The organism is Duganella fentianensis, from assembly GCF_009857835.1.
In the GTDB taxonomy this organism is placed as follows: domain Bacteria; phylum Pseudomonadota; class Gammaproteobacteria; order Burkholderiales; family Burkholderiaceae_D; genus Rugamonas; species Rugamonas fentianensis.
Genome location: NZ_WWCL01000001.1, coordinates 1503275 through 1522863, shown reverse-complemented (window position 1 = coordinate 1522863; position 19589 = coordinate 1503275). Strand labels below are relative to the sequence as shown.

The 19589-nt window shown below is 57.1% G+C and carries 16 protein-coding genes, 1 tRNA gene and 2 pseudogenes; 6 read left to right on the top strand and 13 right to left on the bottom strand.

Features of this window, described 5'->3' with window-relative positions:
* Nucleotides 1-30 precede the first annotated feature (30 nt).
* The 5 genes and pseudogenes from GTP23_RS06660 to GTP23_RS06645 all read right to left on the bottom strand — a co-directional run bounded on the left by GTP23_RS06660 (nucleotide 31) and on the right by GTP23_RS06645 (nucleotide 5611).
* Nucleotides 31-1572: a methyl-accepting chemotaxis protein gene (locus GTP23_RS06660; RefSeq protein WP_161034357.1), complete on the bottom strand. Its 1542-nt coding sequence runs from the start codon at nucleotides 1570-1572 to the stop codon at nucleotides 31-33.
* Between the two features lie 27 nt (nucleotides 1573-1599).
* The gene (locus GTP23_RS06655; RefSeq protein WP_161034356.1) at nucleotides 1600-2007 is read right to left on the bottom strand and encodes a type 2 periplasmic-binding domain-containing protein; all 408 of its coding nucleotides are present in this window, start codon (nucleotides 2005-2007) and stop codon (nucleotides 1600-1602) included.
* A 10-nt stretch (nucleotides 2008-2017) separates the two neighbouring features.
* On the bottom strand, nucleotides 2018-3058 hold the full coding sequence (locus GTP23_RS06650) for a hypothetical protein (protein ID WP_161034355.1): 1041 nt from the start codon (nucleotides 3056-3058) through the stop codon (nucleotides 2018-2020).
* A 239-nt stretch (nucleotides 3059-3297) separates the two neighbouring features.
* Nucleotides 3298-3475 (bottom strand): annotated as a pseudogene (locus GTP23_RS23150) (IS3 family transposase); the annotation flags it as partial.
* A gap of 1128 nt (nucleotides 3476-4603) precedes the next feature.
* A complete protein-coding gene (locus tag GTP23_RS06645) occupies nucleotides 4604-5611 on the bottom strand; it encodes a GntR family transcriptional regulator (protein ID WP_229255939.1) in 1008 nt (335 codons plus the stop codon).
* Nucleotides 5612-5720: 109 nt separating this feature from the next.
* Between GTP23_RS06645 and GTP23_RS06640 the strand changes: the two genes are divergently transcribed.
* The 6 genes from GTP23_RS06640 to GTP23_RS06615 all read left to right on the top strand — a co-directional run bounded on the left by GTP23_RS06640 (nucleotide 5721) and on the right by GTP23_RS06615 (nucleotide 12082).
* Nucleotides 5721-7031, top strand: coding sequence for an MFS transporter (locus GTP23_RS06640; protein WP_155433727.1), 1311 nt, complete (start codon nucleotides 5721-5723; stop codon nucleotides 7029-7031).
* A gap of 28 nt (nucleotides 7032-7059) precedes the next feature.
* A complete protein-coding gene (locus GTP23_RS06635; protein WP_161034354.1) occupies nucleotides 7060-7935 on the top strand; it encodes an amidohydrolase family protein in 876 nt (291 codons plus the stop codon).
* Nucleotides 7936-7970: 35 nt separating this feature from the next.
* Nucleotides 7971-9341 carry an NAD-dependent succinate-semialdehyde dehydrogenase gene (locus GTP23_RS06630; protein ID WP_161034353.1) on the top strand — a complete coding sequence of 457 codons (1371 nt, stop codon included), beginning with the start codon at nucleotides 7971-7973 and terminating at the stop codon, nucleotides 9339-9341.
* 17 nt (nucleotides 9342-9358) lie between these two features.
* The gene (locus GTP23_RS06625) at nucleotides 9359-9781 is read left to right on the top strand and encodes a cupin domain-containing protein (protein ID WP_161034352.1); all 423 of its coding nucleotides are present in this window, start codon (nucleotides 9359-9361) and stop codon (nucleotides 9779-9781) included.
* A gap of 20 nt (nucleotides 9782-9801) precedes the next feature.
* A complete protein-coding gene (locus GTP23_RS06620) occupies nucleotides 9802-10884 on the top strand; it encodes an isocitrate/isopropylmalate dehydrogenase family protein (protein WP_161034351.1) in 1083 nt (360 codons plus the stop codon).
* Nucleotides 10885-11029: 145 nt separating this feature from the next.
* Entirely contained in the window at nucleotides 11030-12082 is a 1053-nt protein-coding gene (locus GTP23_RS06615; protein ID WP_161034350.1) for a porin, read from the top strand.
* Between the two features lie 199 nt (nucleotides 12083-12281).
* On the opposite strand, the pseudogene GTP23_RS06610 reads toward GTP23_RS06615, so the two are convergent.
* From GTP23_RS06610 to cysS, 8 genes and pseudogenes are all read right to left on the bottom strand, one after another.
* A pseudogene (locus GTP23_RS06610) lies at nucleotides 12282-12557 on the bottom strand (HepT-like ribonuclease domain-containing protein).
* A 32-nt stretch (nucleotides 12558-12589) separates the two neighbouring features.
* The gene (locus tag GTP23_RS06605) at nucleotides 12590-12880 is read right to left on the bottom strand and encodes a nucleotidyltransferase family protein (protein WP_161034349.1); all 291 of its coding nucleotides are present in this window, start codon (nucleotides 12878-12880) and stop codon (nucleotides 12590-12592) included.
* Between the two features lie 319 nt (nucleotides 12881-13199).
* Nucleotides 13200-13292, bottom strand: a tRNA-Ser gene (locus GTP23_RS06600).
* 112 nt (nucleotides 13293-13404) lie between these two features.
* Nucleotides 13405-14652 (bottom strand): aspartate kinase, encoded by a 1248-nt coding sequence (locus tag GTP23_RS06595; protein WP_155433720.1) that lies wholly within the window; start codon nucleotides 14650-14652, stop codon nucleotides 13405-13407.
* A 144-nt stretch (nucleotides 14653-14796) separates the two neighbouring features.
* Complete coding sequence (gene tilS, locus GTP23_RS06590; protein ID WP_161034348.1) at nucleotides 14797-16257, bottom strand: tRNA lysidine(34) synthetase TilS; 1461 nt, start codon at nucleotides 16255-16257, stop codon at nucleotides 14797-14799.
* A 62-nt stretch (nucleotides 16258-16319) separates the two neighbouring features.
* Nucleotides 16320-17294 (bottom strand): acetyl-CoA carboxylase carboxyltransferase subunit alpha, encoded by a 975-nt coding sequence (locus tag GTP23_RS06585; RefSeq protein WP_155433718.1) that lies wholly within the window; start codon nucleotides 17292-17294, stop codon nucleotides 16320-16322.
* Nucleotides 17295-17379: 85 nt separating this feature from the next.
* Complete coding sequence (locus GTP23_RS06580) at nucleotides 17380-18036, bottom strand: DNA-3-methyladenine glycosylase family protein (RefSeq protein ID WP_161034347.1); 657 nt, start codon at nucleotides 18034-18036, stop codon at nucleotides 17380-17382.
* A complete protein-coding gene (cysS, locus tag GTP23_RS06575) occupies nucleotides 18036-19427 on the bottom strand; it encodes a cysteine--tRNA ligase (RefSeq protein ID WP_161034346.1) in 1392 nt (463 codons plus the stop codon). The genes GTP23_RS06580 and cysS overlap by 1 nt, the downstream gene beginning before the upstream one ends.
* Nucleotides 19428-19589 lie beyond the last annotated feature (162 nt).

Here is a 19589-nt window from a genome sequence, read left to right as displayed (position 1 = left end):
TGTCCGAAGTAGCTAAAGGGCTAGCGGATACTAGGTCAATAATTTGATCGCACTGCGCTTGAATGCTGCTAGCCGAAATACTGCGAGTGAAGCCGTCAGTTGCGTGGTTTGATCCGACAGCGACTCAGCCGCAGCAGAAGCATCTTCGACCAGCGCCGAATTTTGGCTAGTCATCTTATCCATACTGGTAATTGCCCGCCCTATCTGCTCAATCCCGCCAGCCTGGCGCATACCGGCCGCTTTGATTTCCCCCATGATGGCTTCCACCTGACAGACAGAAGCCACAATCTGACGCATGGTCACTCCCGTATCATTAACTAGCACGCCGCCTGCTTCGACTTTGGCAACCGAGTCATTTATCAGCTCCTTGATCTCTTTGGCCGCTGCAGCGCTGCGCTGCGCCAGCTGGCGAACTTCACTAGCGACCACCGCAAATCCCCGTCCTTGCTCACCAGCGCGTGCCGCCTCGACGGCTGCGTTCAGTGCCAGAATATTGGTCTGGAAGGCGATACCATCGATTACCGCGATAATGTCGACAATCTTTCCGGACGACTCATTGATCTCTCCCATAGTAGTGACGACACTGTCCACTAATTGCCCCCCTCGCGTAGCTATCGTAGAAGTCTCATTGACCAGCTGGCTCGCTGTATTGACATGCTGCGTATTCTGCTCGACCGCAGCATTGAGCGCCAGCATAGAGCGACTGGTGACTTCCAGATCCTCTGCCTGCACTTGAGTACGGCCGGCAAGGTCTACACTGCCCCGCGCAATCTCACTACTCGCGCTCGCAATCGCATTGGCAGTGCCCTTGATCTCTGCCACCAGCGTTGCCAGACGCTGCTGCATCTCACCGAGTGCCGCCAGCACGCTATCGCCGCACTTGGTGCGGATCTCCATGGACAGATCGCCACGTGCCACCGCCTGCGCAATGGCACGCGCATATTCCGGCTCGCCCCCCAGCTGGCGCCAGATGGCGCGCACCACAAACCATGAAGAAGTGATCAGCCCCAAGGCTACCATCACCACCGTCAGCACCATGGTCCAGAGCACCTGCCTGACCCCGGAGCCACTGCGCTCGATGCCATCCTGGAACTGGCGCTGTGCATCGGCACTAGCTTGAGTCAGATCGGTCTGGAGAATACGCTGCGCCTGCTGCATTTTCTCCATGACCGGCTGAAAATCACCCTCCTCCAGCTTCAACATAATACGGGTAGCACTGAATGCGGCCATGAAATAAGCATCAAACTCGCTCGCCAACCGGGCGCCAGCGATCTGCTGTCCTTGCAATGCAGATAGCCGCTCAAAGTGCGAACGCACTTTCGCGGCCTGCTCCGAGATAGGAGCGAGTCGGCTTTGCTCGCCCTCACTGACCGCATCGCGTAAGCCATCCGTGATGCTGTTCACCTCTTGATTGAGCTCCTTAATAACATCCATTAACGGATAATCTAAGTGCTCCGTTCGATTGATAGCGTGTAAAGCGTCTGTTGCGATGAGGGAGCTGCCGCCTATACCCAATGCAAAAACAACGATAGAGACGACTGGCAGGGACCAGATAGTACGTTTGATACTCATATTGAATTCGGACTCAGGTGATCTTGATTAAGGAAGGGTGTAGATCACTTTTACAGTGGCATCAACCGCACTCTTGTCTATGTATCCGATAGTCTTCGGATTAGCAGCAACCGCGCGCTTCACCTCTGCGTTCCCGCCCAATTCCTTAGGCATCGTGCCTTTGCCCGTGAAGACCAGTTTGGCCCAGAGGGCCCGCACCTGCGCCTGATCTTTATCAGCGACCTTGCGGTAAAACTCTGCACGGATAGCAGCATTTTCTAACTGGTCGACCGGCGTGAAGGCCGATGATTTTCCCAGAAAACACTGCGCAACCTCATCCTTACTGAGTGTGGCTTCCGGGGCGCTGGGATGCGCGATCACAACTACTTCGGCATACGCCGGCACAACAAAACCCAGCAGCGCGGCATATACGCACGAATATACGAACTTCTGCATTTCATTCTCCTTAGAATACGAAATCAATCGCGACTGCGCCAACCGTGACCGGGCCTCGGAATGACGGTTTCGCCTCATTGAACATGCCAATACCCTTAGGCTTGACACGGTCTAATTGGAATTTGATATCCGCAGAGCGGAAGGCATCCCAGCGCAGCCCTACGCTGTCAGTGGTTTGCGCACCTTCCCCTGTGGCTTTGCCATGGCTAACAAAAGGCAGTAATTTGCCAAAGCGGTATCCGCCCATGGCGTACCAGCCCTTGGTGTTTTCGCCAGCACCGCGCGCAATCGTATATTCCGACTGCAGTACCACGTTACCCTGGTCCAGCGTGAAACCCAGGGCCGTAAACGACACCTTGGCCTTGGCTACCGAGATGCCCTCCTGCTCAACATTCATACGTCCTTCGTCGCGACCTAAACGTACCGTGACAGGGCCACGTTCCAGAATCAGATTGAGGACTTTGGCATTAGAGAACTTCACCGTTTGTCCTGCCAGCTTTGCAACGGAACTACCATATGCCAATTCAGTTGTCAGCGTAGATGCGCCCAGTTCATGACGCCATTCCACATCTGCACCATCTAGGCTATCGTTGGGAACTTGCCGATACACTTCCTGCGAGGGTCGCAACATCGTGTTGGCATAGCCGACATTGCGGAAGTCGGAGACGAGGAATACCGCCAGCGGCACACGACCAGCCCGGACACTGACGTTGTCATTGATCTTGGCCTTTGCGAAGGCCATGCTACCGGTTGCGCCATAGGAATCCGACTCCAGTTTGCGCACCACGCCCTGACCTGTCAGCGTCAGCCAGTCATTCAAATTGACATCGATTTGCAACCCAACGTTGGAGTCCACACCGGTGCGCGGCTTTGTGCCAGCACCACCCGCCTGAAACGGGCGTGAGAACAGCGCCTGATTGGTGTTGGTCGAAGTCAGTGCAGCCGTACCAAAGCCACTGAACTTAACTTCTGGACCTGCTGCCTCCTCAGCATGTGCGCACGAGAGAGTCAGCGGAATGGCTAGCAACTTGATTAAGGTTTTCGTTTTCATAATTTGAACTCATCTGGTTTTAACAGACCTAGTTGGGACTAGGCATCATTAGTTAGTACATAGTACCAAACATAGGACACAAGAACAAACATGGATACAAAAAAACCACGCTGCTTAAATTGCGTGTCTGGGCGATGGATGGGCCACCTCGATCTACGAAACAATCTGAGGATACTGGTAGCTGAAGGAAATATTTGATGTAGCGTAGGAGAACTGCATCATTCTTGATGAATCGAATGCCGGAGAAAGCTTTCAGCGAAGGTGTAATCATGGCAGTTGTCGCGACGACTCATGCTTTGCTGAAGATTGTGGGCCTTCAGGAAATTCTGCCAGTCATAGCCGCGAATTGAATGCCCGGTCTGGGCACACCATTACGGCTTGTTTTGGCGGACGACACCAGACTGCCATCACTAGAGCAACTTAAGCCGGTTCTTTATCACTTCCTGCCCCCATTAACCCAGTAAGCGGAGGCGTTCAATGGTCCTGGTCGAATCAGGGGAATGCAGCCATGCGTAGTAACCGCTAGGATGAATCTCTAACGTCTTGCACAGATGGCGCACGGGATAGGTTTCCTGATGTTCGCGCACGAAGGCGTACTTCACCCGGACATTTTGACCAAATACATTGCGGCTTTTTTAGGGAGATCTCGCTCTTCGCTAACGCGCTTGATTTTGGCCTTGAACCATCGAATTTATGCTTGCTGGTTACAGGATGCCTTGCGCTCCGCCGGTGTGGCGTCAATGCACCTCATCCAATGATAAACGCGATGCATGCTCACATCACGCCGGGCGGCGACATCGGCAACGTTATACCCGTGCTCAGTCGCCTATTTCAATGCCTCTGCCTTAAATTTGTCGGTGTAACCCGTGTTACTCATTACTGCTCCTTTCGCCCCATATCGATGGCTGGAGAGCATCTACAGAACTCGTGCCGACTCGGAGCACATCGGAGGTTGTGGCCTCTTGGATATAGCCAATGCCTGAAAATCGATCCCTTATAGGCCGATAAGCCACATGAGTCTGCGACCCTCAAATTGACCCTCAAAAGTGTTTGCTAGGCCTATCCATCATAGGGAGAGATCATCTTGAACGAGAGAATTCGGGATCCGTATTGGTGACACAAATTTTCCACCAAAAAACAAAAAAGCCCGCAGCTTCATAGCTAGCGGGCTTCTTTGATTGTTAAAGATTCTCTCTAACAAAGTTTCCTGGCGGAGACGGTGGGAGCCTACTTGGGAGGTCCGCCAGAGGGAAAAATGCGAATTTTCGAGTCTACAGAACAGTCCGCGACCCTCAAATTGCCCCTCAAAACGCACGAGCAAACCGAATATGCACACAGGCATAGCTGCACCTCCTCGGACCATCCTAGCATAGGCCTGGCACGCTCCATGGCGATCTAACAGAAATCAATGTGCCATATTTAACGCGACAGACGTTCGGATACACCACATAGATTTACGCCATTGAAAAACCCGGCTGCAATGCTAAAAAAAATCTTCATATTCCTCATTTACAAAGAATTGACTGGTCTCGACAATTCCAAAATCTAGCCATCTATACGCGCCGATTTTTCACGCGCAGCATCCCTCAAGTGCAAGCGTATAAAATCTGCCGCTGCCTCCTGCTGCCCTGTCAGTAGCAATTCAATCAGGCTCAGGTGCTCACGGCAGCGACGTGCACTGGCTTCGCGGTTAAACGTCTTACGATATTCCATCAAGCGGCGCAGGCTATTGAGCCGCTTGAGCGAATCGATAAAGAAAACGTTGCCTGAGCATTCTGCAATGGCTTCGTGTAACTGCGTATTGGCATTAAAGATATCGACCGCAGAAACTTCATTAATCCGCTCCAGCAGCATGCGCTGCTGCTGCTCGCAACGTTCCAGTGCAGTACGGTTCAGACTGAATGTCGGCTCCAGTATGCCAGCCGCTTCGATCAGGATACGGAAGCGGTAGCCCTGATCATAAGTTGCCGCTGACGTCAGAATAGGGGTAAAGCGCCAGCCATGCCCGGGCAGACGCTCTATCCATCCCTCCTGCGCCATACGACGCAAGACCGCAGCCAATTGTGCTCGGCTGATGTCATACCGCCGCGCAAATTCATTCTCCGTCACCCGTTCCGGCAATTGTCCTGCCAACCTGTCTTCGGCAATCGCAAAATAGGCCTGCTCGAGCGGGTCCGGTGGCGCAAGCTGCTTTTCGCCCGACTGCACCAGCAAGGCGCCAGCACTCGATATGCTATGGGCACCATCTTCACTGGTCGCCAGCAGACCTTCGCGCACCAGTCGCTGTATCGCTTCGCGCACCGGCGTACGCGAGACACGGAAGCGTTCAGCCAGCCCGCGCTCGCTTAGTCGGGTCCCGGCCGCAAGGCCTTCGGCAGCAATCATTTGCTTAATCTGCAGTACGAGTGTGTCGGCGATACGGCGCACCATCAAAATCTCACCATGGTTTTTTAAAACAAAATAATACCATTTAGTGGTTTTTCGAGAACGAAAATGCCGTAAAAAAACGCTGAAATATTCACAAAAATGGTATTTGCGGCTGTTTTGTAACAACCAAAAAAACCATTTGACGCGGTTTTTTACGCAACTAAAATACCACTCATTCCGATACGCTAGTCAGCCCAACGGACCACAACCACAACACCGAGACAAGGAATTCACGATGCACCTGAATCCCCCTATGGCAGCGCAGACGCTGCCCACTTATGACAAGGAGGCAGTGCGCCGCAGTGCCATTCGCAAGAACGCCTGGCGCCTGCTGCCGCTGCTCATCCTGGCATTCATCTTCAATTACATAGACCGCACCAGCGTCGGCTTCGCCGCCATCACCATGAACAAGGATCTGGGGCTGACCGCGACCGAATTTGGCTGGGGTGCCGGCGTTTTATTTGCTGGCTACTGTTTCTTCGAAATCCCCAGCAATATGGCACTGTATCGCTATGGTGCCCGCCGCTGGCTAGCCCGCATCATGATCAGCTGGGGCATCGCTGCTGCCGCCACCGCGCTGGTGCAGGGACCGACCTCGTTCTACATTCTGCGCTTTCTGTTAGGGGTGGCCGAAGCCGGCTTCTTCCCCGGCGTAACCTATCTGCTGGCTTGCTGGTTCCCTGCGGCCTACCGCACCCGGGTACTTGCCCTGTTCATGCTGGGGGTACCGCTGTCGTCCGTCATTGGTGGCCCGATGTCAGCCTATCTGCTGCAGATGAACGGCATCCTCAACCTCACCGGCTGGCAATGGATGTTCCTCATCCAGGGTCTGCCTGCCGCATTGATCGGCATCGTCGTGTTGATCTATCTGCGCGATACGCCACAGCAGGCACACTGGCTCAGCGACGACGAGCGACGCGAACTGATCGCCATGCTGGAAGAAGAGCCGCGTGACAAACCTCGCAAGGCAGTATGGGCCGCACTCACCGATGGCCGGGTCTTGCTGCTGGCTGCCATCCAGTTCGGCTTCGTACTGGGTTCCTACGGCATCGGCATCTGGCTGCCGCTGATCCTCAAAGGACGCGGTTTCTCCACCGTAGAAGTTGGTTTTCTCTCGACCATCCCCTACATCGGCGCCATCTTCGGCATGCTGCTCTGGGCCCGCGTAGTGGATCGCTCCGGCCGCAAGATAGGCAATCTGTTGCTGGCCTGCCTGCTAGGCGCCATCGGCCTGTTCGCCTCCACCCAGACCAGTTCCTTTGCACTGGAAATGACCGGCATCAGTATCGCCGTGATTGCCATCAGTTCAGCGCGTGCCATCTTCTGGACCATACCGACCGGTTTCCTGACCGGGGCGGCCGCTGCTGGCGGACTGGCTTTCATCAACTCAATCGGCACTATGGGCGGCTTCGCTGGTCCGTACATGGTGGGAGTGCTCAAGGAAGCGACCGGCTCGTTCAATTACGGCATCTGGGCTATGGCCGGCATTCTTGTACTGTCTGCCACACTCAGTTCGACGCTCTGGCTGCTGGTAAAAAAAGAGTAATTCACCAAGCGATTTCACGGAACTCAAGATGAACCACGTAACAAATATGACACTAGCCTGCGACAGCCACGTGCACGTGTTCGACCCCGCCCGTTTTCCCTACGTACTGCCGCGCAGCTACACTCCCGCGACAGCCAGCGTCAGGGAGCTCCGGCAGCACCTGCACAAGCTGGGCATGGCACGGGTCGTGCTGATCCAGCCCAGCCCTTACGGTACGGATAATCGCTGCCTGCTGGACGCACTGCAACAGCTGGGCTGCGCCCAGGCCCGCGCCATTGCCGTGATCGATGCCGACAGCACTACGCCACTACAGCTTGAGAATTTGCATCAGCAAGGCGTACGTGGCGTCAGGCTCAATGTCGAAGCCGGATCGGCTGATGCCGTCAGCATCAGTGCGGCCTTGCGCCAGACTGCAGAAAAAGTCGCGCCTCTCGGCTGGTTGATCCAGCTATACGCGGACGGCGCAACCGTCGCAGCATTAGCGCCTATGCTGGCCACCCTACCCTGCCGCGTCATTCTCGACCATTTCGGCGGAATGAAGAGCAATCCTGCCAGCCGCGCCAGCACCTTACCCGTGCTACTGGATTTACTGGCCAGCGGCAACGTGTACATCAAGCTGTCGGCCCCCTACCGTGTGGCCAGAGATGGTCCTGATTACGCATCTGTGGCCGAGCTGGCTGGCACCTTGATCAATGCGGCCCCGCATCGCCTGCTATGGGGTTCGGACTGGCCGCATACCGGTAGCTCGGCCCAGCGTGATGGCAACCTTGCGCGGATTGAAGCCTTCCGCGCCGAAGATGCGACGCGCACGCTGAGCTTGCTGTCGCAATGGGCCCGCCAAGGCGCCCAGCGCGACGCCATCCTGATCCACAACCCGGCGGCCCTCTTCGGCTTCGCCATCTGATCATCCTTCACTACGATTATTCACGAAAGCCCACTATGATCTGTTCTACCAACCCTGCCACAGGCGCTGAACTGGCCCGTTATGACGAGCACAGTGACGCGCACGTCGAGCTGACACTAAACGCCGCCGCGCAAGCCCAGCGCCAGTGGGCCTGCCGCGACATTGCAAGTCGCGCCGCCATTCTGCCAGCCATTGCTCGCCTGCTGCGCGAGCGACGCGAGCAATATGCGCGCCTCATCACGCTGGAAATGGGTAAGCCACTGGCCGAGGCCCAGGGCGAAATCGAGAAATGCGCCTGGACCTGTGATCATTACGCCCAGCATGGACCAGCCTATCTGGCCAACACGCCCGTCAGCAGCAATGCCAGTGACAGCTATATCGCCTATGATCCGCTAGGCGTGGTGCTGGCCATCATGCCGTGGAACTACCCGTTCTGGCAGTTTATCCGCTTCTTGGCTCCGGCACTGGTGGCCGGCAATGGTGCCATCCTCAAACATGCCAACAATGTGCCCCAGTGTGCACTGGCCTTGCAGCAATTGATGCTCGATGCCGGCGTTCCTGCCGGTCTGGTCGGCGTACTGCTGATCGATGCCGGTCGCGTTAAAGCTGTTATCGAGGATGAGCGCATCGCTGCGGTGACACTGACCGGTTCCACCGCCGTGGGCAAACTGGTTGCGGCCCAGGCCGGTGGGGTACTGAAGAAGCAAGTACTCGAACTGGGCGGTTCCGATCCCTTCATCGTGTTAGCCGATGCGGATATCACCACCGCGGCCAAAACGGCCGTCAAAGCACGCTTCGGCAACACCGGGCAAAGCTGCATCTCGTCCAAGCGCTTCATCGTTGAAGCCAGCGTGGCCGATGCCTTCGTTGCCGCGTTTACTGCGGCCACACGCGAACTGGTAATGGGCGATCCGCTGCTACCGCAGACCACGATCGGTCCGCTGGCACGCCCTAGTCTGGTTAGCGATCTGCACAGCCAGGTCGAGCGTTCTGTTGCTGCCGGTGCAAGCGTGCTGACCGGTGGTGCACCAGTGTTTGGCGCCGGCTGCTTCTACCCGCCTACCATCCTCGATCACGTGACGCCGCAGATGGCGGTAGCGAGCGAAGAAACCTTTGGTCCGGTCGCTGCCGTGATCCGCGTTCAGGATGCCGAGCAGGCTATCGCACTCGCCAATGCTACTGAATTCGGTCTCGGCGCAGCACTGTGGAGCGGCGACATCGCACGCGCCCATCGACTCGCACGCCAAATCGAAGCCGGCGCCGTGTTCATCAACGGGCTGGTGGCATCGGATGCCCGCCTGCCGTTTGGCGGTATCAAGCAATCGGGCTATGGGCGCGAACTGGGTGCGGCCGGTGCCCGTGAATTTACCAATACCAAAACCATCTGGGTCGGGCCGGCCCGCTGAACACCTGAGGAGCATACATGTATCCCATTACCACCCCGTCGGATGCCAAACTGCTGCGTCCTGGCGAACTGCCACAGCATGACCGTGGTGGCGGTGCCCGCACCGTTTCGCTGGTATCGCCAGCACTGGGCGCTACCACCTTCATTTCCGGCATCACGGAATTCGATCCCGGCACGGCGATCCCTTTCCACAGTCATAACTGCGAGGAAAGCGTGGTACTGCTGGAAGGCGAAGCTATCATGGACATCGATGACCAGCACTATCCCTTACAGGTACTCGACACGACTTTCATCCCGCCGAATGTGGTGCACCGCTTCCGCAATATCTCGGATAGCAAACCTATGAAGATTCTTTGGACTTACGCTTCGCCGCAAGCCACCCGTACCCTGCGCGATAGTGGCGAGACCCGCCCGATTGCGCTCGAACATCACCCGAAATAACCAACTACTGGAACCCCATCATGCGTATTCTCGTACTCCCCGGCGACGGTATCGGCCCGGAAATCACCACCGGTGCAGTGGAAGTCCTGCACGCCGCCAATCAGGCTTTCGATCTGGGCCTGAATTTCGATCAGGAAGATATCGGCTTCGCCAGCTTGCAGCAGCATGGCACCACACTGCGCGACGATGTGCTAGAACGTGCGCGCGGCTATGACGGCATCGTGCTGGGCACTATTTCGCACGCCGACTACCCTCGTCCGGAAGCGGGCGGCATCAATGTATCGGCGGCCTTCCGCGGCAAACTCGACCTATACGCCAACGTGCGTCCGGCTCGTACCCGCAGCTTCCTTGACTCCAACCTCAAGGCTGGCAAGAGCATGGATCTCGTCATCATGCGCGAAGCGACAGAAGGCTTCTACCCGGACCGCAACATGCATCTGGGATGGGGCGAAATGATGCCGACGCCGGATCTGGCACTGTCGGTACGCAAGATCAGCCGCCACTGCAGCGAACGCATCGCCCGCCGCTCGTTCGAACTGGCACTCAAACGCCGCAGCAAAGTGACGGCCATCCACAAGGCCAACAGCTTCTACATGACGGATGGCCTGTTCCTGCAAGCCGTACGTCAGGTGGCTAAAGAGTTCCCACAAGTGGCCTATGACGAGCTGTTGGTAGACGCATCGACCGCCCATCTGGTGCGCACGCCGGAGCGCTTCGATGTACTGGTCACCACCAATTTCTATGGCGATATCCTCAGCGATCTGGCCAGCGAACTCTCGGGTAGCCTCGGACTGGCCGGTTCCATCATGGCCGGCGACCGTCAGTGCTGCGCTCAGGCCCAGCACGGCTCGGCACCGGACATTCAAGGGCTGGACAAGGCCAACCCGACCTCGATGATCCTGTCGGCCGGCATGCTGCTGCGCTGGCTGGGCGAACATCACCAGCGTCCGGCCCTGCAGCGGGCAGGCGATGCGATTGAAGCCGCCGTCGATAACGTGCTGCGCAATCCGGCCACCCGTACCGCCGACCTTGGCGGCAACATGGGGACGCGTGCCTTCAGCGCAGCCGTGGCCGCCGAGGTGCGTCAGGCCAGCGCCGCCTGATTGCACTGGCGTACGCAGAATACAGGGTGGCCTAAACGCCGCCCTGTCAGCGGCACAACATCCCGATTTACCCAAGCTCACCGTGGCTGACGCACTTAGCCACGTTGGCGTCGCTCGACTATACATAACAGACAAGGAGACATTCATGCATTCCCTCAACCAGCCCAGTACGTCCGACTACCATGACGCACCACCAGCCAAGCAGCACCGACTCCCCACCTTACTGACCGCCGCCGTCGCGATGGTGGCGAGTCACGGCGCAGCACACGCGCAATCAAATGTCCAGATCTATGGACTGATCGACAGCGCTATTGTGCTCGAAAGTGGCGGTCCTAAAGGCCGTATCACAAAACTGGAGAGCGGCGTCTCGAATGGCAGCCGGCTCGGCTTCAAAGGTGAGGAAGATCTCGGCGGCGGCACATCAGCCTTCTTCCTGCTCGAAAGCGGTATGCTGGTCGATACCGGCGGCATGGATCAGGGCGGACTGCTGTTTGGTCGTCAGGGCTACGTGGGGCTGCGTCAAAAGGATATCGGTGCTTTGTATATGGGACGGGTGTACGTGCCTATCTATCAGACCCTGACCACGATCGACCCCATGGCCAACCAGTATGCTGGCGCCGCAGGTCAGCTGATGTCGGGTGCCAAAGCGGGCGCACGTCAGAACAACACCGTCATGTTTATCTCCGAAGAGATGCAAGGCTGGACCACACAACTGGCCTATGGCGCCGGTGAAGTCGCCGGTAATGCAGCTGCATCGCGCCAACTCGGCGGTAGCCTGACATACAGCCGCGGCGATTTTACTGCTCGCATAGGCTACAACCAGACTAACAATGCCACCGCTACAGACAGCGCGCACAATACGCTGATGATCGCGAAATACAACTTCGGCCCAGTGATTGCCGGCCTCGGCTACGCCATCAATCACGGTATCGGCAGCATCGATAGCCGCGACAGCATCGCCGCGCTAACTATTCCGCTAGGCAAACATACACTGATGGCCACGTATATCGATAAGAACGATCGCGCCACTAGCCATAAATATCGTGCGCACCAGTACGCCGGCGCATATTCGTACGCGCTCAGCAAACGTACCGCCTTATACGCCTCCTTTGCCTACCTAAGTAACACCAACTTTACCACCACCCGCTTCGGCTCAGGTAATCGCGAATACGACCTCGGCATGCGCTTCTCGTTCTAAGACGAACCAAGCCACCCATTTGCGCGACAATTTGAGTACGCCGTCCTTCTTTGATCCATGTGTTCATGGAATGGACGGTTTTGCAGGCCAGACACATCTTGAATCACCATGAATTTTACATGCAGCCGCAAACTAAATTGTCACCAGTGTCATCACCTTGCCGGTTAGCCTGATGAAATGCCTGTAATTGCTTTAAGAGCTACGGCAACGCCAATTGCACGGTATCCCACACCACATCCAGATTGATGTCGGAATAGCCGTGGGCTATCCGGTTACGCATCCCCCGCGTAGCACACCATGGTATTTACGGATGCGCTAGTGAAAATTCAACAAAACCATCCATAACCTTGGTCGCTGCTTCACTCGTTATGATGACGCTTATAATGACAGCCTGCTGCGTCCGCTTATCGGCCAGAAACCCATCTTTACTCATGCAGTCAACAAAACTACAGGCATCGGATGCTGCATCCCACATGTGTTCCAAATAGTCATAAAGCCTATTTTCGCTCATACCGGCAATGCTTCAGCGAGCACGCTGTCACGGAATTTGGCGGGCAAGTCAGCTGGCGTCAGCAGATCAACCTGAATACCCAACAAGGATTCCAGCTCGTCCTGCAATCCGCCCAGATCAAACAAGGTCACACCGGGCAAAGCGTCTACCAGTAAATCCAGGTCACTGCCATCCATATCCGTGCCGTGCAGTACCGATCCGAATACGCGCGGATTTACCGTACGGAAGCGGCTTGCGGATTGGCGTACAGCGATTCGGTGCAGTTCAAGTGCGGTGGATGGTCGCATGGCTTTGTTCACAGCGTTGGGAATTGTCACGGCCATTTTAGCGCAAGTAAAAGGACGTCTTGCACAATTGGGCTTTCGATATCCTGACGGACTTAATTCGGTCCTACAAGGCCAGATAAACTACATGAGCCCGCGACCCTCAAATTGCCCCTCAAAAGTGTTTGCTAGGCCTATCCCTCATAAGGAGACATCATCTGGAAAGGGAGAATTCGGGATACCTATTGGCGACACAAATTTTCCGAACCAAAACAAAAAAGCCCGCAGCTTCATAGCTAGCGGGCTTTTTTGATTGTTAAAGATTCTCTTTAACAAAGTTTCCTGGCGGAGACGGTGGGATTCGAACCCACGATACAGGTTTTGCCCGTATGCTTCCTTAGCAGGGAAGTGCCTTCGGCCACTCGGCCACGTCTCCTAGTCGATTACTCAACTATGTCTGCCTTGCTAACTGCGCTACAGCAGACGACCGCCATAGTATAGACCGCACTGGGTTTGGTCAAGGCTACTCGGCGATTTTTTTGAAAAAATTATGCTTTTTCCAGTTCGAAGGCTTTGTGCAGTGCGCGCACAGCCAGTTCCATGTACTTCTCGTCGATCAGCACCGAGATCTTGATCTCCGAAGTCGAGATCATCATGATGTTGATGCCCTCTTCCGACAGAGTACGGAACATCTGCGATGCCACGCCGACGTGGCTACGCATGCCCACGCCCACCACCGAGATCTTCGACACTTTGGCGTCGCCGGTGATGCTGGCTGCGCCCAGTTCGGCCTTGGTGCTGTTCAGTACGTCCACAGCGCGCTGGTAGTCGTTGCGCGAGACGGTGAAGGTGAAATCGGTTTTACCGTCGACCGACTGATTCTGTATGATCATGTCGACTTCGATATTGGCATCGGCCACCGGGCCCAGAATGTGGTAGGCCACGCCCGGACGGTCCGGTACGCCCAGCACGGTGATTTTGGCCTCATCGCGGTTAAACGCGATACCGGAGATGACTGCTTGTTCCATGTTTGTATCTTCCTCAAACGAAATCAGGGTACCCGAGTTAGCTTCGACATTGATGTCCAGCATAGGGTCGGTCAGTGACGACAGCACGCGGGTCGGCACGCGATAGTTACCGGCGAATTCCACCGAACGGGTCTGCAGGACTTTCGAGCCCAGCGACGCCAGTTCCAGCATCTCTTCGAAGGTAATCGCCTTCAGGCGGCGCGCTTCCGAAACCACGCGCGGATCGGTGGTGTAGACGCCGTCGACGTCGGTGAAGATCAGGCACTCGTCGGCCTTCATGGCAGCGGCAATCGCCACCGCCGAAGTATCCGAACCACCGCGACCCAGCGTCGAGATGTTGCCACCTTCGTCTACGCCCTGGAAGCCGGTGATGATGACGATCTTGCCATCGTCCAGATCACGGTTCACCTTCTCGTTGTCGATCGATTGAATACGGGCTTTAGTGAAAGCGGAATCGGTTTTAATCGCAACTTGCCAGCCGGCGTAGGACACCGCCTTCTTGCCGATAGCCAGCAGGGCCATCGACAGCAGGCCCACCGACACCTGTTCGCCGGTCGAGGCGATCATGTCGAGTTCACGTGGGTCAGGCTGCTCTTGAATTTCTTTCGCCAGCGCGATCAGGCGATTCGTTTCGCCGGACATAGCCGAAGGCACCACAACAATGCGGTGACCTGCGTCATGCCACTTGGCGACACGCCGCGCCACGTTCTTGATACGGTCCGTCGAACCCATCGACGTACCGCCGTATTTGTGCACGATTAAAGCCATAACAGTGAGTTTTTCCGCTCAAATAAAGGTAAATGGAACCCTAAACTCTACATGCCGCACTGCAAAATAACAAGTCAAAAAACAGATAAAGTCATACCGAATAAGCATATCTACATACAAAATTCGGCAGAAACAGACAATTGTCTATACTGCTTGCCAGCGCAGACGGATACGGTCAGTGCCTGTAGTCAACTTATTGCAGTCCATGCCTATGCCCGCCGCGAACAGCAACTGTTGCGGCGTGCTCACAACGGGCAGGCGGCCACGCTCCCATGCGGGGATGTTCAGCGCCTGATAATGGTATTTGATGCCGCGCGTGGGCCGGTTGTCGGCCAGTTTGAGGCGTTCACCGCCGCGGCGGAATTCGATCACCAGCGTCTGGCCCTGCAGCCACTGCGGGTCCAGCCCCTGCTCTGCCCGCTCGAAATGCAGCACTCCGCCATAGGCAGGAAACGCCAGTTCCGCCTCGCCTTTCCATACAAATTCCGTACCGGGCGACTGGTCGAATTGATCTTCCCGCTCTCCTGCCAGTGCTGCCAGCTTGGGCGTCAGATATAAGCGGTCGCGATGACGGCGCACATGGCAGTCCGGATGGGTCACCAGCAACTGGGCATCGTAACGGGCCTCCAGCAACTGGGTCAGCATTTCGCTCAGCCACGCCGAGCTAGGCATGCGCAACTGCCGCACCTTGAACCAGTGGCGCAGCAGATTGGCGCAGCGGTCGGCACTCAGACTGCGCAGCCTGGCCACATCGAGGCTGTCGCCATCGAGGCACTGGGCCAGATCCTGCTCGGCCAGTTCGGTCAGCAGGCGCTGGGCCGACTGGGCGTGCTGGGCGCTGCGCGCAAAGCGCTCCTGAAAACCGGGGAAGGCCGCATCCAGCGCCGGCATCACCTTGTGGCGCAGGGCATTGCGGGCGAAGCGCGCATCGTCATTCGATTCGTCGTGAATATGGCTGATCTGCTGCGCTGCCACATAAGCATCTAGCTGCTTGCGCGAGACGGGCAGCAGTGGGCGCGCCATTACCAGTGCCGGATTGGCCAGCAGTTCCGGCGCCGCATTGGCTGCATCCATGCCGGACAGGCCGGCTGTGCCGGAACCGCGCAGCAGCTGCAGCAGCACGGTTTCGGCCTGATCGTCGAGGTGGTGGGCGGTCAGCAGCAAACGCACTTCGTGGCGCGCGCACAGGCCGCCCAAAGCTGCGTAGCGCACCTTGCGCGCCGCCGCTTCGGTGCCGGTCTTGCCCTGCTCCGTCAATTGCACGCGCTGAGCTTCAAACATCACGCCCAGCGCAGCGCAGGCTTGCTCGCAATGGGCCAGCCAGTGATCCGCATTCGGGCTCAGGCCATGGTGGATGTGGAACGCAAACAGTTCTATGCCATGCTCGCGCGCATAGCCGTGCGCCAGCTGCAGCAAGGCGGACGAATCCAGTCCGCCGCTGAGCGCGACCGCCATACGCGGACTAGCCAAAGCGCTTCCCAGCGCGCCGCCTTGCGCCGCATGCGCCGTGCTGCTGGCGCCTTCGTCAGCCTGTACGCGCGCCAGTGCGGCGCTGGTAGCCTGAGCGAAGATGCTGCTCAGGGTAGGAATCTGTTGCTTCTTCAATGCCTGCTCCAAAAATGCAAATCGGGGGCAGCGCCCCCGACTCTTGTTGATGCCGCGCCCGCTTATTCCTGCGGCGTGGTCTCTTTGAACTTACCGTAGCTCATCAGCTTCTCGTGACGGGCTTCCAGCAGGTCCTTGGTCTTCATACCGTGGAACTGACGCAGCGAATCAGCCAGCGCGCGCTTGAGCAGCGTGGCCATCTGTTTCGGATCGCGGTGTGCCCCACCCAGTGGCTCGTTGACGATCTTGTCGATCAGGCCCATGGCTTTCAGACGGTGCGCCGTCAGGCCCAGTGCTTCGGCCGCATCGGCTGCACGTTCCGAAGTCTTCCAAAGAATCGAGGCACAGCCTTCCGGCGAAATCACCGAGTAGGTCGCATATTGCAGCATCAGCACGGCATCGCCCACGGCAATCGCCAGTGCGCCGCCGGAACCGCCTTCACCGATGATGGTGGCGATCAGTGGCACTTTCAGTTCGGCCATCACGTACAGATTGTGGCCGATGGCTTCCGACTGGCCGCGCTCTTCCGCGTCGATGCCGGGGAATGCACCAGGGGTGTCGACGAAGGTGAAAATGGGAATGCCGAATTTTTCAGCCAGCTTCATCAGGCGCATGGCCTTGCGGTAGCCCTCAGGCTTAGGCATGCCGAAGTTGCGCATGGCGCGTTCTTTGGTGTCGCGGCCCTTCTGGTGGCCGATGACCATACAGGCCTGACCGTTGAAACGGGCCAGACCACCGACCACGGACAGGTCGTCCGCATAGGTACGGTCGCCATGCAGTTCGTGGAAGTCGGTGAAGATTTCGTTCACATAGTCCATGGTGTATGGACGCTGCGGATGGCGCGCGATCTGCGCGACCTGCCAGGGGGTCAGCTTGGCGTAGATATCTTTGGTCAGTTGCTGGCTCTTTTTGGCCAGACGGTCGATCTCCTCAGAGATGTCGACAGCCGAATCGTCCTGAACGAAACGCAGTTCTTCGATTTTGCCATCAAGTTCGGCGATCGGTTGCTCAAAGTTGAGGAAAGTCGTTTTGGTCATTGTACCTCCGTGTTTATTCTCCGCCGTGGGGCCTTGCAGACTGCATATTAGAGTCTAGCAGGACCACGCTCAGCGATTAGAGTATCTATTCTACAGCAAGCGGATCGAGACTACGCCATAAATACCATGTCGCCACCGTACGCCAGGGCTCCCAGTTGGCCGAAACTTCGCGTGCATCGCTGCGCGAAACCGGCTCGCCGGAGAAGTAATTCTGGCTGATGCCCTGAATCAGACCGGGGTCGTCCAAGGGCAGAACATTAGGCCGCAGCAGGTTAAAAATCAAAAACATCTCGGCCGTCCAGCGGCCGATGCCACGGATTTGCGTGAGTTCCGCAATCACCGCTTCGTCGTCCATCTGGTCCCACTGGGCAGTATGAACACGCTTGTTTTTGAAGTGGTCGGCCAGATCAAGGATGTACTCGGTCTTGCGCTTGGACAAACCGCAAGCGGCTACCTGCTCGGCACCCGCCTTGATGATCTGGGCTGGCGTGCATTTCGGGCTCAGCAGCAATAGCTTGGCCCAGGCAGCCTCGGCCACCTTGGCCGTCACCTGCTGTCCTACTACGGAACGGGCCAGGGTCGTAAACGGGTCGCTATGGCCGACCAGATACAGGTCGCCAAATTGCGGAATCAGCTTTTTCATGATGCGATCACGCTTCATGAGCTCGATTTTGGCCTGCTCCCAGTACGGCGGTACCGCCGTGACCGGGCCTGCGCCCCCGTTATCCTTGGCCGTGACCATTATGCGCGGCGCCAGTTGGTCGTGCCGTCAGGCTTGTCTTCGAGGATGATGCCAGCGGCCAGCAGTTCGGCGCGAATCCGGTCGGACTCGGCGAAATTGCGTGCCTTCTTGGCCGCGGCACGCTGGGCGATCGCATCAGCAATCGCTGCATCACCCGCGCCGTCCACCTCGCCTACCGAAGCCTGCAGGAAGGCTTGCGGGCTGCGTTGCAGCAGACCCAGCACACCTGCCAGCGCTTTGAGCTGGGCCGCCACACGCGGCGATTTCGACTTGTTCAGCTCGCTTGCGAGTTCGAACAGGGCCGCCACGGCTAGCGGCGTATTGAAATCATCGTCCATCGCTTCGGCGAAGCGGCGGGCCTGCTCGCCCTGCCAGTCCAGCGCCGAGCCATCATCAGCCACGCCGTCCAGCGCCGTGTACAAACGGGTCAGTGCGCCGCGCGCATCGTCGAGGTGAGCGTCCGAGTAATTGAGCGGGCTGCGGTAGTGGGCGCGCAGAATGAAGAAACGCACCACTTCGGCATCGTATTTTTTCAGCACATCGCGGATGGTGAAGAAATTGCCCAGCGATTTGGACATTTTCTCGTTATCCACGCGCACAAAGCCATTGTGCACCCAGTAGTTGACGGGCGGACGGCCAAACGCGCCTTCCGACTGGGCGATCTCGTTCTCATGGTGCGGGAACTGCAGATCGGCACCGCCGCCGTGGATGTCGAAGTGTTCGCCGAGCAGCGCCGAGCACATGGCCGAGCACTCGATGTGCCAGCCCGGACGGCCCTTGCCCCACTTGGAATCCCACTTCACTTCTTCCGGTTCGGATTCTTTCGAAGCTTTCCACAGCACGAAGTCGAGCGGATCACGCTTGCCCGTATTCACGTCCACGCGCTCGCCGGCGCGCAGATCGTCCAGCGATTTGCCGGACAGACGGCCATAATTGTGGAAGTTACGCACGGCATAGTTCACATCGCCGTCTTCGCCCTGATAGGCCAGATTCTTGGACTCGAGTTTTTCGATCAGCGCCAGCATCTGCGGCACATACTGGGTCGCGCGCGGCACCAGCGTGGGCGGCAATATGCCCAGCGCCTGGGTATCTTCATCCATGTACTGGGTGAAGCGGGTGGTCAGCTGGGAAATGGTTTCGCCGTTTTCCACGGCGCGCTTGATGATCTTGTCATCGATATCGGTGATGTTGCGGGCGTAAGTCACCTCGTAGCCGGAAGCCATCAGCCAGCGGTACATCACGTCGAACGCCATCATCATGCGCGCATGGCCGATGTGGCAGTAATCATAGATGGTCATACCGCATACATACATGCGGACTTTGCCAGCTTCTATCGGTACGAAAGTCTGCTTGTCACGCGCTAGCGTGTTGTAAATCTTTAAATTGCTCATCGGCTCTTGCTATGTTCTCTTTATCGGCGCGACCGGCAGGTACACCCGTTTAATCTTTCCACTCTGAAGGAGTAGAATGGGCAAGTATAGCATTGATAAAAACCGCATAGTCCCGGGTGCCTTATGATTTTTTGGCAATTCGATCTACACAACACCGCCTAT

What these genes read in the sequence shown, in the direction of transcription:
- GTP23_RS06660 (WP_161034357.1), bottom strand. Translation starts at nt 1,572, where the DNA reads ATGAGTATCAAACGTACTATCTGGTCCCTGCCAGTCGTCTCTATCGTT.
- GTP23_RS06655 (WP_161034356.1), bottom strand. Translation starts at nt 2,007, where the DNA reads ATGCAGAAGTTCGTATATTCGTGCGTATATGCCGCGCTGCTGGGTTTT.
- GTP23_RS06650 (WP_161034355.1), bottom strand. Translation starts at nt 3,058, where the DNA reads ATGAAAACGAAAACCTTAATCAAGTTGCTAGCCATTCCGCTGACTCTC.
- GTP23_RS06640 (WP_155433727.1), top strand. Translation starts at nt 5,721, where the DNA reads ATGCACCTGAATCCCCCTATGGCAGCGCAGACGCTGCCCACTTATGAC.
- GTP23_RS06635 (WP_161034354.1), top strand. Translation starts at nt 7,060, where the DNA reads ATGAACCACGTAACAAATATGACACTAGCCTGCGACAGCCACGTGCAC.
- GTP23_RS06630 (WP_161034353.1), top strand. Translation starts at nt 7,971, where the DNA reads ATGATCTGTTCTACCAACCCTGCCACAGGCGCTGAACTGGCCCGTTAT.
- GTP23_RS06625 (WP_161034352.1), top strand. Translation starts at nt 9,359, where the DNA reads ATGTATCCCATTACCACCCCGTCGGATGCCAAACTGCTGCGTCCTGGC.
- GTP23_RS06620 (WP_161034351.1), top strand. Translation starts at nt 9,802, where the DNA reads ATGCGTATTCTCGTACTCCCCGGCGACGGTATCGGCCCGGAAATCACC.
- GTP23_RS06615 (WP_161034350.1), top strand. Translation starts at nt 11,030, where the DNA reads ATGCATTCCCTCAACCAGCCCAGTACGTCCGACTACCATGACGCACCA.
- GTP23_RS06605 (WP_161034349.1), bottom strand. Translation starts at nt 12,880, where the DNA reads ATGCGACCATCCACCGCACTTGAACTGCACCGAATCGCTGTACGCCAA.
- GTP23_RS06595 (WP_155433720.1), bottom strand. Translation starts at nt 14,652, where the DNA reads ATGGCTTTAATCGTGCACAAATACGGCGGTACGTCGATGGGTTCGACG.
- GTP23_RS06585 (WP_155433718.1), bottom strand. Translation starts at nt 17,294, where the DNA reads ATGACCAAAACGACTTTCCTCAACTTTGAGCAACCGATCGCCGAACTT.
- GTP23_RS06580 (WP_161034347.1), bottom strand. Translation starts at nt 18,036, where the DNA reads ATGGTCACGGCCAAGGATAACGGGGGCGCAGGCCCGGTCACGGCGGTA.
- cysS (WP_161034346.1), bottom strand. Translation starts at nt 19,427, where the DNA reads ATGAGCAATTTAAAGATTTACAACACGCTAGCGCGTGACAAGCAGACT.